Below are 14,215 nucleotides of genomic sequence, written 5' to 3' on the forward strand. Positions count from 1 at the left end.
GACCCGTGTGGTCTTTGGTTCGCTACCGAAATCTCATGACATGGACGAGCCCCGAGAGACGGTCAAAGAGACGTACGACCGTATCGCCTCACACTTCGCCTCGACGCGAGAGTATCCGTGGCCTGAAGTCAAATCGTTCGTCGAGGACGCGACTGCAGACTCACGCCCCACTCGCGCGCTCGACCTTGGGTGCGGAAACGGCCGCCACGTCGAACTGCTGCGTTCCTACGCCGACGAGGTTGTCGGCCTCGACGTGAGTCGTGGCCTCCTGACCGAAGCGACGAAACGCGCCGCAGACCGCGGATTCGACGCACACCTCGTACAAGGTGATGCGTCTCGGCTTCCCTTCGACGACGATTCGTTCGACCTCTGTGTGTACGTCGCAACACTTCACCACCTCACGCCACGCGAGACTCGCGTTGCAAGTCTGGACGAACTCGCCCGCGTCTTGGATGCAGATGGAACTGCGCTCGTCAGCGCGTGGAGTACCGCTCACGACACGTTCGACCGCGAGGATGGGTTCGATACGACCGTCGATTGGACGCTCCCCGGCGGCGAGACGGTTCCTCGCTACTATCACATCTACGCGCCCGACGAGTTCGACGCCGACCTCGACGCGAGCGATTTGACGGTCGTCGATTCTCGGATTTCGAGCGGGAACTGCTACGCCGTCGTCTCGGGTCAGTAGCGTCTCAATTCACCGTGCCGCGTGGTGACAGTTGGCGGCTGGTTGTGGCCAGCGCACAGGTGATGTGGGCTTAAGACGGCGTGGACGAATCGCATTGTATGAGCGACACTGACGAATCCAAGGAGTACGAAGTGGTCGTCATCGGTGGCGGTCCTGCCGGGTTGCAGACTGCGCTGTACACGACCCGGTTGGGCCACGATACCGCGCTTATCGACCGCGGCGGTGGTCGTGCGGCGATGATGGTCGATACGCACAACGTCATCGGCATCACCGAAGACGTCTCAGGCAACGAATTCCTCGGAACCGCTCGTCAGCAACTCGAAGAGTACGGCACTGACCTCTACCGCGACCTCGTGACCGAAGCCGAGCAACTCGACGACGGCCGGTTCAAGCTCACCACCAACGACGACACCTTCGTCGCTGAACGCGTCGTTCTCGGTGTCGGCTTCAACGACAAACGACCCAAGCCACCACTCCCGCGAACCGGCAAGGGACTCCACTACTGTCTCCACTGTGATGCCTACATGTTCGTAGACGAGTCGGTGTACGTGATGGGCCACTCTGATTCCGCGGCGTACGTCGCCATGATTATGCTCAACTTCACCGACGAAGTCGATATCCTCCTCCGCGGCGACGACCCCTCGTGGTCCGACGAGACGGACGAACTCGTCCGCGCACACCCCATCGACATCGTCGAAGAAGAAATCGACAGCATGACCAAGGGCGAGGATGGCTGGTTGGAGAGTTTCACCTTCGAGGATGGAACCACCCGCGAGTACAAAGGCGGATTCGCCATGTACGGGTCGGATTACAACACGACACTCTTCGAGCAACTGGACGTCGAACTCAACGACGACGGGACCGTCCCAGTCGGCGACCACGGCGAGACCAGCGTCGATGGCGTCTACGCCGTCGGCGACATCACCCCCGGCCACAACCAGATTCCCGTCGCCATGGGCAAGGGTGCGAAAGCCGGTATCGCCATCCACATGGAACTCCGCGAGTTCCCGAAGAGCCTCGACGAGATTCGAGCGAATGGAGAGGTTTCGGTCGAAGACGCACCCGGCATCTCGCCCGGCCTGCTCCAGAAGGCCAAGCAGTTCAACGAATCCCACGCCGACGACTAAGTCGGTCGCATTGGGTGAAATCCCCCGTTTACAGACGACTCAGAGGCTAAAATCAGTGACCGAGACGGCTGGACGAAAAAGTAACATCCTTATTGTAGCGTCGTGAATGGATGGATGTCGCTGGCGCTGAGGTGGACTCAGTGTGAGCACGTATGCGCTGGTGGTCTAATGGCATGACTTTGGCCTTCCAAGCCAACGATCCGGGTTCAACTCCCGGCCGGCGCACTTTCTGCTGCGAACAACGTGAGCAGAGAAATCGCTACGCCGGTGAGTTGAATCAGGGAGCAAATCTTCGATTTGCGACCGTGGTTCAACTCCTGACGAGACTCCGTCTCGTCAACGTCCCACTCGCTGTGCTCGCGGGACTCCCGGCCGGCGCACTTTCTGAACGAAACCAAACGAAGAGTCGTTAGACTCCGAATTTCTGTGGAGTGAAGAAATGCGCCCCAGAGGGATTTGAACTAGCGAGCGAACATAGTGAGCGAGTGGAGTTCAAATCCGGATGGGGGACCATATCTCCCAACCAACCCTCACGTCATCCTGAATAACGACTATTTACAATCGTGATGAATTAGCCATCATGAGTGCAACTGCATCAGACCCACGTTCTCGATGTCTAAAGTGTGGCTTCACAGCTGTCTCGGGCAGTAACGAATGGGCCACCGTCGAGGTGTCGCTCGGGAGGATGACACAGTGTCCAGAGTGCGGGAGTACCGACGTGATGACCGGGCGCTAACCCGAGACGAGTATCCGGTCCACCCCTCGAGCCTCTGACTAAAGTTAAGCCATTTTGCACTAATTGTCAGGTGGTGTGACACATATGACACTACTCGAAGGCCGCGTCGCGGTCGTAACCGGTGGTAGTTCAGGTATCGGACGAGGCATCTCGCTCGCCTACGCCGAAGAGGGTGCAGACGTGGTCGTCTGCGACATCCGTGAGGACCCGAAAGAGGGTGGACGCCCGACGCACGTGAAAATCGAAGAAGACACGGACGCCTCGGCGACGTACGTCGAACTCGACGTGACGAGTCCGGCGGCGTTCGAGGACGCGATGGACGCCGCGGACGAGTTTGGCGGCGTCGATATCATGGTCAACAACGCCGGTATCTGGCGACCCGAGGACTTCCTCGAAGTCACTGAAGAAGAGTTCCAGCAGATGATAGATATCAATCTGAAGGGCGTCTATTTCGGCGCGCAGGCGGCAGCGAAGCGGATGGTCGAGAGTGGCAGTGGGAGTATCATCAACGTCTCCAGCGTGAACGGTATCTACGGCAACGGTGGGTATCCGTCGTACTCCGCCTCGAAAGGCGCTGTGCGGACGCTCTCGTACTCGCTCGCGCACGGCCTCGGTGGACAGGGTGTTCGAGTGAACGCCATCCACCCCGGTGCGATTGCGACCAAAATTGGCCCCGAAGACATGGAGGTAGACGAAGAGCAGGCAGCACAACAGATGGAGCAGTTGAAACAACTGATTCCACTCGGTAGACAGGGCCAACCCGACGACGTGGCTGGCGTCGCTGTCTTCCTCGCCAGTGACTTGGCGAAGTACGTCACCGGCGAATCCATCGTCGTCGATGGCGGGTGGACGAGTTGGCGTTGAGTGGGATGGACAGACGTCCGGTGTGCGTAGTTCACGGCCTCGCTTCGTCGTATCGCATCGACACAGGCGTCTCTTTTTTCAGCACGGGGTGTTGGGAGACTGCTCGGAAAACAAACGTGTGTCAGAGTATAGTAACAATATACTGTACTTTCACCGAGAAAAGAATTAACCAGTTCCAATCTGTCCAGACATGTGGTGTTCAACTTCAACTCATCGACAGACGACCAGAACGAACAGACCGAAAGTAGCGAGAGTACCGGTGTCCCTCGGCGGCGATTTATGCAAGCGGCGGCCGGGTCGGGCGCACTGTTACTCGGTGCAGGGACCGCATCCGCAAACGGAAAGGGTGGTCAGGCGATCATCCCCGAGGACGAATACTACCCTGACGAGTCGTTTGTGATTCTCGAAGCCCAAGAGTGCGACAATCAGACGCCGTACGGCTCGTGTCGTGACGAGTCTATCTTGTTCCAATGCAACGGGCTTGGCGGGCCGTTCCCTCCGGGAAAAGGTGGCTCGATTCCGTTCCCGTGGTGGAACATCAAGTACGTCAGTGGCCCATTGGAGGGCGAACTACTGCGCCTCTACACGCGTGACAACAGTATCGTGCCGGGACTCACCTACCACTGGACGCGAAAAGAGAAAGACTGCCCTGAGACGCCCGGCGTGTTTCAAGTCGGCTTCACGGTAGACAAAAAGTAATCAGACTCAAACTTCTTTGGCCGCCACGAGCGAGTCTCGGCTATCCTGTCGTCGTTGGAACAACGGTGCCGAATTGACAGGTTTTTAGACAAATTCCATCAGGGCACCACCGGCGCGCTCACTGACGGTGTTCTCATCCCTTCTATCTGGTCAAAACCGGCAAATCAACGCTAACATTCGACACACGAGACGGACCGTCTGTCTTATCTTCCCCGCCGTCCTAGGCGAATGTAATGTCAAACCTTATTCCACTCTTTCCCGGCTTGCCGGGAGGCCCGGAACTGCTGATCGTCCTGCTCATCGTCGTGCTTCTCTTCGGCGCGAACAAACTCCCCCAACTCGCTCGCTCGACAGGGCAGGCGATGGGTGAGTTCCGACGTGGCCGCGAAGAAATCGAAGACGAACTCAAGAAGGGTGCCGAAGAGTCCGAAGCAAGCGACGACGACGACGAAGAGTCGGCAGAGGCTGACACCGAAACCGAGAAAGAAAACTAAGACTTCTCTGCTGGTTCGTTCCAGCATATTCTACACCGGTGAGTGTCGACGCTCTCGGTTGTTCTAAGTACGCCAGACCACGACGAGCGTCGACACTCACCGAGTAAATGAAGATGAATGGGCGGACAGCGAGGTTGCCCGGCGTTCCGATACGGGGAATCTCGGTTGCCTCCTCCACCCCGCGATCCCTCGAGCGACGCACGTCCGATGGTCCGCTGCTCGCTTCCGCGCCTGGCGGGGTACCACCGATGAACCGCGCGAGCCCTTCCCTGCGGAAGGGGTACGCGGAGCCGCTGTCCCCGAAGGACGAGGTTTCTACGTTGGCTTCCGAGGCCCGTACCGGTCTGACCGGACGCGCCCGTGTTCGGTCCCCGCTAAAGACCTATTTCGCGGGTAGAGAGCAGGGCCTAACTGCCCGACCTAGTCCACTCCCTCCTAATCCACGGACTGTTAAGGGCCTTTCGACTCGGCGGGCAGATAATCGAGCGACACCGGAGGGGTCTCGCCCACGCGTCGAAAACAGAACGAAGGCCTCAGAGAACGCTCCGAGCGTACCCCGCCGCACCGACGAAGGTCAGCAGTGCCGCGGCGAGGACGCTCCAGCGGTGGTACTCCAGCCACGAATACTCCTGTTCGAAACTGAAGAGTACCGTTGGGTTGATACTGAACGCCCAGATGGTTGCGATGCTGAGCATTGCGAGCGAGAGAACGAGCGCCAATCCGGCGGCAGTCGCAGGGTCGGTTCGGTTCTGGCGTCCCGAGAGAAAGACGATGACCGAAAGCATCGCGAGCAAGCCGACGATAGAGAGCCCAATCGGCCCAGAGGCGTAGTAAGAGGCGGTCGGACCACCACCGGGCGCGATGACGATGCCCGGAAGCGCAACCGCACCAACGAGACAGACCGCACCGACGAGACCGACGGTCGGTGCGAGACGTTCGACATCCATATCCGGCCGTTCGGGTGTCCGACAGATAAACGATGTGAGACGTAACGACATACGATTGGCCGGTTTTAAATCGTGTTGCGACGACGTGCGCGTATGGACCGCGTAGCGATCATCGGTGCATCGATGACCCAATTCGGGCAGCGCGACGCGTGGATTCGAGAATTGCTCGCGGAAGCGGGCATCGCGGCACTCTCGGATGCTGGCGTCTCTCCCGACGAAATCGAGCACCTCTACGTTTCGAACATGGCAAGCGGCGAGTTCGAGGGCCAAACCGGCGTCCCGAACGCCCTCGCGCACGACCTCGCGGCGATGCCCGCGTACACCGCACGAATCGACCAAACCTCGTCTTCCGGCGGCGCTGGCGTCTACGCCGCGTGGCAGTCTGTCGCCTCCGGCGCGTCGAACATGACGATGCTCGTCGGCGGCGAGAAGATGACGCATCGAACGACCGCCGAAGCGACCGACGTTATTGCCTCGTTGACCCACCCGGTCGAGTACAAACACGGCGTGACGCTCCCCTCGTTCGCAGGACTCACCGCGCGACTCTACCTCGACACCTACGACGCACCCCGCGAGTCGCTGGGTAAAGTCGCCGTCAAGAACCACAAGAACGGCCTCGACAACCCACACGCCCAGTTCCGGAAAGAAGTCGACCTCGAAACCGTCCTCGACTCGCCTATCGTCGCGGACCCGCTTCGACTCTACGACTTCTGTCCCATCACCGACGGTTCGGCGGCACTCGTCTTCTGTCCTGAGTCCGTTGCACGCGAGTACACGGACGACTACGCCGTCATCTCGGGCATCGGCGGGGCAACCGACACCCACGTCGTTCACGAACGCGCCGACCCGACCACGATGGGTGGCGTCGTCAACTCCTCGGAAATCGCCTACGAGATGGCCGACCTCGGCCCGGAAGATATCGACGTGGCCGAACTCCACGACATGTTCACCATCCTCGAATTCCTCCAGTCCGAAGACCTCGGCTTCTTCGAGAAAGGAGAGGGCTGGAAGGCAGTCGAAGAAGGTGTCACCGACCGCGACGGCGAACTCCCAATCAACACGTCTGGTGGACTCAAATCGAAGGGCCACCCGCTCGGGGCCTCCGGCGTCGCACAGGTGTACGAGATTTACAAGCAACTCATCGGCGACGCGGGCGAGCGCCAAGTCGATGCTGACGTGGGTCTCGCCTGCAACGTCGGCGGCTTTGGCAACTGCGTCACCACCACCATCATGGAGTCCCGATAATGTCTGAACAGCCACCTATGGAAGCGTACCGCTACCCCGACGGGAGCATCACCTACCCCGGCCACCCGGTCGGACCCGGCGGCGAGGAAGCAATCGGCACGGTTGACCTGAGCGACTACACCGCAACGGTTCTCACGTGGACGACCTCGACGGCGACGCCTCCCGGCGTTCGCGCACCAAACACACTCGCTATCGTCGAATTCGACGTGGATGGCGAGCCAGTTCGTGCACTCGGACAGGTCACCACAGAAGACATAGAAATCGGCGACGAAGTGAAACCGGTCTACTGCGAAGAACTCCGCGAACCCGGTGCAGGAATCCGCGAACCGGCGAGTCAAGAGTGGGACGGTTACCGCTTCGAACCGCTCTAAAGCAGTTCTATATTTTCACGTTCATTTTTGGAATCTGTGAGAAAACCAAATAGTCTGATTAGGCCCGACGCGCGCGTTCGAGTTCGTATTTCACGGCCGCCCACGAGACAGGCGTCTCGAACGAATCGAGCGCCGATTCGATGTCGGTTGCGCGTGTCTCGAGCGTATCGAGGCGGGCGGCAATCTCTGAGATATCCTCGCCGGATGCCGATTCCGGAGCCATCGTTTGAACGTCGGTCAGTTCGGCGCGGACGTCCGCAATCAGGAGCGGAACCATCTGTTGTCGGAGCATTTCACTCGCGCGCTCGCCCGCCTCGACGAGGTGGACGCTCTCGGCGAGACGCGACAGGAGTTGTTCTATCTGCACACCGTCGCCCGAGAAGTCGAGCGCGTCGCCGACCACACCGAGTGTATCGCCACGGTCGTCAGTGAACTCGAAGAGCCACTCTCCGAAGGAATCACTACAGAACTCGAATCGCTCTCGGAAGTAACCAGAGATGCGGTCGAAACGGCGGTCGATGCGGTCTTCGCCGGGGGGAGTGTCGAGGCCGCCCGCGACGTACTGGATGCGAAAGAGGCGACTCTCTCCGACCTCGAGTCTCTCGAACGCGAACTGTTCGAAGCACAGGATGCAGACTACCGACTCGTTCGCGTCCTCGACAGTCTGGGACAGACCGTCGAACACGCGAGCAGAATCGCAGAAGCCGGTTTACGGCAGTCGATTTGTTGCGATGAAGATGCCGACGTTGCAGACGATGTCGCGCGAACCGACGGCGAGCGCCAGTCCAGCGCGACGTAAGCGCCCAAATGTTGATACGTCAACCTATCGTAGGTGACGTATGAACGCCCGAAATTCCCTGTTCCTCCGTGACTCGGTCGTCACGGTAGCCGTCCTCGTCGGCCTGTACGGCCTCGCGTTCGGCCTTCAGTTCCAACCCCTCCAGATTCCGGGATACCTCCTCATCGTCGGCTTCGACCTCATCGAAGTGGCATTCGGCTCTGCGGGCGCGAACTACGACCTGTTGTTCGGTGTCTATCTCGTCGCACTCGGTGTCGGGGCGGCGGCGCTCGCCGGTGTTCTCCGCGCGGTCTCTCGAAGAACTGACCTCCCACACTGGCGACTCGGGGCGGCGGGTGCGTTGGCAATTGTCGGCACTCTCTCGCTCTTGTTCGCACTTCGAGTCCTCCTCGTGAGTACACAGCGCACGCCGGTATTGGTGACTGGTTTGGCCGGGATCACCCTCATTGCGCTCGCCGCGTGGCTCTCAGGGCTGTTCGAAGTAAACGTGAGACCAGCTCGTTAGTTTTCGTCGTTCTCGCCGTCGTCGTCCGCATCTTCGTCGCCGTTCACTTCTCGCTTGATAGATTCGAGTTCGGCATCCACGTCGATTTCTGTGGGTTCGTCAGGCGTCTCCTGTACAGCGTTCTGCTCGTCGCCTTCGTCGGTCACGTCGATTCGGACGGGCGTCGAGTCGGCGTACGACCGCCCGCCGCGACGTTCGTTACCCCGCCATCGAGATTCGAATCGCGTCTCGTCGTCGCGCCATCGACGTTCGCGGTCCGAGCGGTCTCGCTGGGCTTCGTCGATTCGGGCGTCCAATTCGTCGGTGAGCGTTCGGGCGCGTTCGAGGATATCGCGGGCCTCGGGATTCGTCGGGAGGTCGGCCTCCGAGAGTGCAGTTCGAAGTTCTGCAAGGGCGCGTTCGACACCCGAGACGGCGACACGTGGTGCTTCGCGGAGACGCTGGTCTGACGTGAGTCGGTCGTCTTCGAAGGCACGCCCGGGGTCCGAAAGGCGCATCAGTTTACGGAGGAGTTCGAGCGAGGCAATCGTCGCTTCGAGAACGGCGATGACCGTCGGGATGGTGTAGGACTCGGTAAAACGCATGACCTCGCCGAAAGTCGGCGGGCGCGGCGGTTGGAACTGGCCGAGCGTGTCGCGCTCGCCTGCGCGCTCTGCTCGAAGTTCTGCACCGAGTTCGTCCAGTGTCTCCCCAAGGTCTTCGAGCAGGTCGAGTACCTCGTCGTTCCGTCGTCGGTCGCTCATACCCGACGATTCGGTCGCTGTGGGGATAAGCGTTTGAGGCGGGGTGATGGGGAGAAGGCGAGAACGTGAGAAAACGGCCTATTTAGGCACGACGGTACTGCACTGGCCACTCCACGTCCTCGCCGAGTTCTTCGGCGGCGTGGAGCGTGAAGTACGGGTCTCGGAGGTGTTCGCGCCCGACGATGGCGAGGTCAGCGCGCTCGTTGCGGATGAGTTCGTCTGCGTGGCGAGCGGTCCGAATCCCTCCGACAGCGCCCACCGGAAGGTCCGTCTCCTCACGGATGCGCTCGGCGTACGGTGTCTGGTAGCCGGGGCCGGTGTTCGGGAGTTGCTGGTCGGGGTGGATGCCGCCCGAACTCACGTCGATGAGGTCTACGCCTAGTGTTTCGAGGTCAGACGCGAGACGGATTGACTGCGCTAGGTCCCACGACTCACGGTCGTCCAGCCAATCGGTCGCCGAGATGCGGACGAAGACGGGTTTGTCGTCGGGCCATACCTCGCGGACGGCCTCGGTAACCTCGCGGACGAGTCGCGTTCGGTTCTCGAACGACCCGCCGTACTCGTCGTCTCGGTCGTTGGCGACCGGCGAGAGGAACTCGTGGAGGAGATAACCGTGAGCGGCGTGGACCTCTGCAATCTCGAAGCCAGCGTCCAATGCGCGTTCGGCGGCGTCGCGGAAGTCGTCGATGACGTCCTGAATCTCTTCGGTGGTGAGCTTGTGAACGTCTGGAGCGGGCTCGTCGCGTGGGTACGGGATGTCGCTCGGGGCGACCGGTGTCCATCCACCGTCTTCTTCGAGAACCGGCTTGCCACCCTCCCATGGGCGAGCGATACTCGCTTTTCGGCCCGCGTGAGCGAGTTGAATCGCCGGGATGCTCCCGTGTTCACTGATGAATTCGGCGGTCGGGGCGAGCGCGTCGGCGTGGTCGTCGCTCCAGATACCGAGGTCGTTGGGGGAGATGCGTCCCTCTGGAGAGACCGCCGTGGCTTCGGTCATGACGATTCCCGCGCCGCCGACCGCGCGACTCCCGAGGTGGACGAGATGCCACTCGTCGGCGAAGCCGTCGGTCGAAGAGTACTGGCACATCGGCGAGACCATGACTCGGTTTGGAACCTCGGTCTCGCGGAGCGTCAGCGGAGTAAAGAGCGTGTCCGTCATTGGACCTTCGTTGCGTCCGAAACAATAAGCCCCACCCGGTTGCGGTGATGCAGGCCGGTTTTACTTCTCGACCGACCCGACGAACTCGCGGTGGTCGTCGAGTACGTCGCGGTCGAGCGTCCACACGAGGTCGCGCTCGTCGCGGTTCAACGCGGCCGCGACAGAGCCGTCTGGTCTGACGACGAGCGAGCGACCTGCGAATTCTGTCTGGTCCGACCCGGGAATCGACCCGCTCCCAGTTCGGCCCGCGCCGACGAGCCATCGCACACCATCGAGCGCGCGGGCGCGACACAGCAGTCGCCAGTTCTCCGAATATTCGGCGGGCCACGCGCCGACGACGAAGAGCGCGTCGATGCGTTCGTCGGTGAGCGCGGCGCTCTCGGCGACGAAGTTCAGGTCGTAGCAGGTGAGCAGGCCAGTCTTGCCCGCGGGCGTGTCGATGACGACGAGTTCCTCGCCTGGTGTGATGATGGCGGCTTCGTCACCCCAAAGGTTGCGTTTGCGGTAGATTGTTGGCTCTCCGTCGTGTGGAACGTAAGCAGTCGCGTTGTACAACGTCTCGCCGTCCTGTTCGAGATACCCCGCGAGTACGTCGAACTCGTGTTCGTCGGCGAGTCTAGAGAGAAAACCGAGTGCGTCGTCGCGGGTGAGCGCACCACTGAACGCGCGGTTGTCGGCGACGAAGCCCGTCAGTGCGTATTCGGGAAAGAGAGCGATATCGACACGTTCGGGGATTTCTTCCGCTCGATTTCGAATCTTCGTTTTGTTCTCTTTGGGGGCTAAATCGGCGATTGAGAGCTGTGGAATCGCCACGGTGGGACCGGTCATAGCCCAACAGACGCCCTCCCGCGAAAAAACACCCCGGAATAGAGGCAACGTTGGGGCGAGCGCCGAAGCGAAGGGAAACGCTCTTTTTACCAACGAACGGACTTCCGTCATATGAGTGACGGGGACGACGATACGACGGAACTCTCGTTCGAGAGCCTCGACGAACGCCTAGACGAGGCTGCAGAGGCCCTCGAAGCCGCAGAGACCGAAGCCGACCTCGACGACGTCGAAGCGACGCTCGACGACATCGACGCAGATATCGAGGCGGCAGACCTGCCCGAACCGGACGACGAAGACGAAGACGACCCAACCGAGGAACTCACTTCGAAACTGTCCGACCTACGTGACGACCTCGAAGACCAGCGCGGTCCGTACGCCGAGGACGCTGTCGAGGACCTCGAAGATGCCAAGACTACCATCTCGGACACCCGCTGGACCGAGCAAGGTGAGGACGAAATCGTCGCCGCCGTCGAATCCTTCGCAGAAGCGTTCAACGGCGTCCTCGACGCCGACGTCTCTGTCGATGGAAGCGACGAATCCGACCTGAACGCCGCGCTCGACGAGGCAATCGCGGCCATCGAAGCCGCCGACCTCGACGCCGACGAGGACGCAGAGACCATCGCGGACCTCCTCGAAGTCACCGAGGGTCTCACGACCGGCCTCGACGACTCCCAAGAGTGGGACGACCTCGAAGTCCGCGAGAAACTCCACGCACAGGGCTTCTACGACGTTCTCGGCCACTACAAGGACTACCCGCCGGAACTCTCGGCGCTCAAAGAACACGAGAAGCGCGGCAACGTCGATATGATCGTCCTCGCGTTCGAGAGCCTCCAGTCCAACTTCATGCAGGAGTACTGTATCGAGACGCTCACGCGCATGAACGACCCACGCGGCTACGACGCGATGGCGACGAAAGCCAAGCGCCGTGACAAGGGTGCCATCAAGGCAATCGGCAAGATGGGTGCCGAAGAGGGTGTCGAGATGCTCATCGACTACATCGACAGCGACAACGACCCAGCACTCCAGAAGGTCGTGTTCAAAGCACTCGGTGAGATTGGCTCCGAAGAAGCCACCCAACCGATTGCGAACAAACTCGAACTCGAAAACGGCAACGTTCGCTCGGCCGCCGCACGCTCGCTCGGTATCCTCGGCGACACGCGCGCCGTCGACCCGCTCGCGGACGTACTCGCAGACGACGAGAGCGACTCGGTTCGCGCCAGCGCGGCGTGGGCACTCCGACAGATTGGCACGGAAACCGCACTCGAAGCGGCCGCCGATTACGCGGACGACCGCTCCTATCTCGTCCAGCGAGAGGCTGAACTCGCCGCCGAATTCCTCGGCGACGACGTGACGCACGAAGCGACGGTCTAACCCGGCGAATCTTTTTATCGGAAGACGAGACCACCGCGGGGTGTGTCGTACACCCACCGCGTCGTGGCCGTCTTGCTCTGCTGTTCGCTACTCGTCGTCACGCCAGCGGCCGCAACGCCCGAGACCGGTGAACGGACCGAACACACGTCCTCGGCCCAATTCGTCGCCGCACTTCCGAACCCCGCGACACCCGACGACCGAGGAGAGTTCATCGCGGTGCAGGCACCCACAGGCACGACGGTCACGCTCGACGATGGCGAGACTCAGGTCTCGTTCGTCGCGTCCGGCGGCGTCGTCGCCGTCGCCTCTGCTCCCAACGTCGCCGCAAATCTCACCGAGTACCCAGTTATCACACCCGGCCTCAGTCTCGCAAACGGCGGTGAGACCGTCACACTCAGCGTCAACGGAACGGTCGAAGACCGATTTTCGTACGACAACGCCGAGGAAGGCGCGGTTGTGACGCGGAACGACGATGGGTGGTCGTGGTGGCCGCGAACGCTCCCAAAACGACCAGTCACAACCCACGGTCCGGCGAACGCGACGCTCTTTACCCTTCCAGATTCGCCAACCGTCCCGAGGGAGACACTCAGCGATGCCGAAACACGAATCTTGCTCGCAGGCTACGTCGTCTCGTCGCCCGAAATCGGGGACGAACTCGTTGCCGCCCACGAACGGGGTGTTCGCGTTGAGGTACTCGTGGACGACGCACCAGTCGGGGGCTTTCCGCGACAATCGGCTCGCGTCCTCGATAGACTCGTCGAGGCGGGCGTGACGGTCCGCGTCGTCGGTGGCCCACACTCATTTCATCACGCGAAGTACGCAGTGGTCGATGACCACGCGCTCGTCATGACCGAGAACTGGAAGCCGTCGGGCACGGGCGGGAACAAGAGTCGCGGCTGGGGCGTCGTCATGGAGTCTGCGTCAGTCGCTGCCGACCTGGCGCGAACGTTCGAAGACGATTCGTCGCTGGCGGAGGCACGAAGGTGGAGCCAGTACAGACTCGGCGAATCGTTCGTCGATGCCGACGCCGCGAGTGGACCGTACCCATCGCAAGTACAACCAGCACAGGTGAGCGTCGAGCGAGTGTCCGTCCTCCGCGCGCCCGACAACGCCGAAGCAGCGGTCATTCGTCGTCTCGATTCGGCCGAGAGACGAATCGACGTGGTTCAACCGACGGTCGAAACAGACTCCCCGTTCGTCTTTGCGCTCAAACGCGCCGCCGAGCGCGGTGTTCGCGTCCGCCTCTTGCTCGGGAGCGTGTGGTACGTCGAAGAGGAGAACGAGCGACTCGCCGAACAGTTGAACGCGTGGGCCGAACGGACCGGCAACCCGCTGTCGGTGCGCCTCGCCCGGCCTGCGGGTCGCTACGGTGCAATCCACGCGAAGGGCGTCGTCGCCGACGACACGGCTATCGTCGGCAGTCTCAACTGGAACCGGCACTCGGCACGCGAGAACAGAGAAATCGTCGTCGCGCTCGACAGCCCAGACGCCGCGGCGTACTACCGTCGTGTATTCGATGCAGACTGGCGAGCGAGCAATCGCGGGCCACGCCCGGTTCTCGTTGCACTCGCAGGATGCGCATTGCTCGCCGGACTGGTCGCGCTACGAAAAATCGAGTTCGAACCGTAGTTCGTTCGGG

General features: G+C 61.2%; 16 protein-coding genes, 1 tRNA gene and 1 other RNA gene. 12 read left to right on the plus strand and 6 right to left on the minus strand.

Annotated features, from left to right (window positions below):
• Positions 1-40: 40 nt before the first annotated feature.
• From ACK509_RS03795 to ACK509_RS03820, 6 genes are all read left to right on the plus strand, one after another.
• The gene (locus tag ACK509_RS03795) at positions 41-688 is read left to right on the plus strand and encodes a class I SAM-dependent methyltransferase (RefSeq protein ID WP_410765164.1); all 648 of its coding nucleotides are present in this window, start codon (positions 41-43) and stop codon (positions 686-688) included.
• Between the two features lie 98 nt (positions 689-786).
• On the plus strand, positions 787-1,815 hold the full coding sequence (locus ACK509_RS03800; RefSeq protein ID WP_410765165.1) for an NAD(P)/FAD-dependent oxidoreductase: 1,029 nt from the start codon (positions 787-789) through the stop codon (positions 1,813-1,815).
• A gap of 154 nt (positions 1,816-1,969) precedes the next feature.
• Positions 1,970-2,040: transfer RNA gene (locus ACK509_RS03805), tRNA-Gly, on the plus strand.
• Positions 2,041-2,635: 595 nt separating this feature from the next.
• Positions 2,636-3,415, plus strand: coding sequence for an SDR family oxidoreductase (locus ACK509_RS03810; RefSeq protein ID WP_410765166.1), 780 nt, complete (start codon positions 2,636-2,638; stop codon positions 3,413-3,415).
• A gap of 195 nt (positions 3,416-3,610) precedes the next feature.
• Positions 3,611-4,114: a hypothetical protein gene (locus ACK509_RS03815; RefSeq protein ID WP_410765167.1), complete on the plus strand. Its 504-nt coding sequence runs from the start codon at positions 3,611-3,613 to the stop codon at positions 4,112-4,114.
• 233 nt (positions 4,115-4,347) lie between these two features.
• Positions 4,348-4,608 (plus strand): twin-arginine translocase TatA/TatE family subunit, encoded by a 261-nt coding sequence (locus ACK509_RS03820; protein WP_410765168.1) that lies wholly within the window; start codon positions 4,348-4,350, stop codon positions 4,606-4,608.
• A 119-nt stretch (positions 4,609-4,727) separates the two neighbouring features.
• On the opposite strand, the gene ffs is transcribed toward ACK509_RS03820, so the two are convergent.
• Both ffs and ACK509_RS03830 read right to left on the minus strand, forming a co-directional pair.
• An RNA gene (gene ffs / locus ACK509_RS03825) (signal recognition particle sRNA) lies at positions 4,728-5,039 on the minus strand.
• Between the two features lie 102 nt (positions 5,040-5,141).
• Positions 5,142-5,555, minus strand: coding sequence for a hypothetical protein (locus ACK509_RS03830; RefSeq protein ID WP_410765169.1), 414 nt, complete (start codon positions 5,553-5,555; stop codon positions 5,142-5,144).
• A gap of 93 nt (positions 5,556-5,648) precedes the next feature.
• Here ACK509_RS03830 and ACK509_RS03835 point away from each other — a divergent pair, with 93 nt between their 5' ends.
• A complete protein-coding gene (locus ACK509_RS03835; RefSeq protein ID WP_410765170.1) occupies positions 5,649-6,800 on the plus strand; it encodes a thiolase C-terminal domain-containing protein in 1,152 nt (383 codons plus the stop codon).
• Entirely contained in the window at positions 6,800-7,171 is a 372-nt protein-coding gene (locus ACK509_RS03840; protein WP_410765171.1) for an OB-fold domain-containing protein, read from the plus strand. The genes ACK509_RS03835 and ACK509_RS03840 overlap by 1 nt, the downstream gene beginning before the upstream one ends.
• A 58-nt stretch (positions 7,172-7,229) precedes the next feature.
• Here ACK509_RS03840 and ACK509_RS03845 read toward each other — a convergent pair whose 3' ends face one another.
• The gene (locus ACK509_RS03845) at positions 7,230-7,463 is read right to left on the minus strand and encodes a hypothetical protein (RefSeq protein ID WP_410765172.1); all 234 of its coding nucleotides are present in this window, start codon (positions 7,461-7,463) and stop codon (positions 7,230-7,232) included.
• Here ACK509_RS03845 and ACK509_RS03850 point away from each other — a divergent pair.
• Both ACK509_RS03850 and ACK509_RS03855 read left to right on the plus strand, forming a co-directional pair.
• The gene (locus ACK509_RS03850) at positions 7,452-7,970 is read left to right on the plus strand and encodes a hypothetical protein (RefSeq protein WP_410765173.1); all 519 of its coding nucleotides are present in this window, start codon (positions 7,452-7,454) and stop codon (positions 7,968-7,970) included. The two genes, ACK509_RS03845 and ACK509_RS03850, sit on opposite strands and share 12 nt — an antisense overlap.
• A 40-nt stretch (positions 7,971-8,010) precedes the next feature.
• Positions 8,011-8,475 (plus strand): hypothetical protein, encoded by a 465-nt coding sequence (locus tag ACK509_RS03855; RefSeq protein WP_410765174.1) that lies wholly within the window; start codon positions 8,011-8,013, stop codon positions 8,473-8,475.
• Here ACK509_RS03855 and ACK509_RS03860 read toward each other — a convergent pair.
• The 3 genes from ACK509_RS03860 to ACK509_RS03870 form a co-directional block, all read right to left on the minus strand.
• Complete coding sequence (locus ACK509_RS03860; RefSeq protein ID WP_410765175.1) at positions 8,472-9,218, minus strand: hypothetical protein; 747 nt, start codon at positions 9,216-9,218, stop codon at positions 8,472-8,474. The genes ACK509_RS03855 and ACK509_RS03860 overlap by 4 nt on opposite strands.
• 82 nt (positions 9,219-9,300) lie before the next feature.
• Positions 9,301-10,377 (minus strand): NADH:flavin oxidoreductase/NADH oxidase, encoded by a 1,077-nt coding sequence (locus ACK509_RS03865; protein ID WP_410765176.1) that lies wholly within the window; start codon positions 10,375-10,377, stop codon positions 9,301-9,303.
• A gap of 60 nt (positions 10,378-10,437) precedes the next feature.
• Entirely contained in the window at positions 10,438-11,205 is a 768-nt protein-coding gene (locus tag ACK509_RS03870; RefSeq protein WP_410765177.1) for a carbon-nitrogen hydrolase family protein, read from the minus strand.
• A 111-nt stretch (positions 11,206-11,316) separates the two neighbouring features.
• Here ACK509_RS03870 and ACK509_RS03875 point away from each other — a divergent pair, with 111 nt between their 5' ends.
• Complete coding sequence (locus tag ACK509_RS03875; protein ID WP_410765178.1) at positions 11,317-12,576, plus strand: HEAT repeat domain-containing protein; 1,260 nt, start codon at positions 11,317-11,319, stop codon at positions 12,574-12,576.
• A gap of 42 nt (positions 12,577-12,618) precedes the next feature.
• Complete coding sequence (locus tag ACK509_RS03880) at positions 12,619-14,205, plus strand: phospholipase D-like domain-containing protein (RefSeq protein WP_410765179.1); 1,587 nt, start codon at positions 12,619-12,621, stop codon at positions 14,203-14,205.
• The last annotated feature ends 10 nt before the right edge of the window (positions 14,206-14,215 follow it).

The sequence above is a fragment of the Haloferax sp. DFSO60 genome (assembly GCF_046557615.1).
Taxonomy (GTDB): domain Archaea; phylum Halobacteriota; class Halobacteria; order Halobacteriales; family Haloferacaceae; genus Haloferax.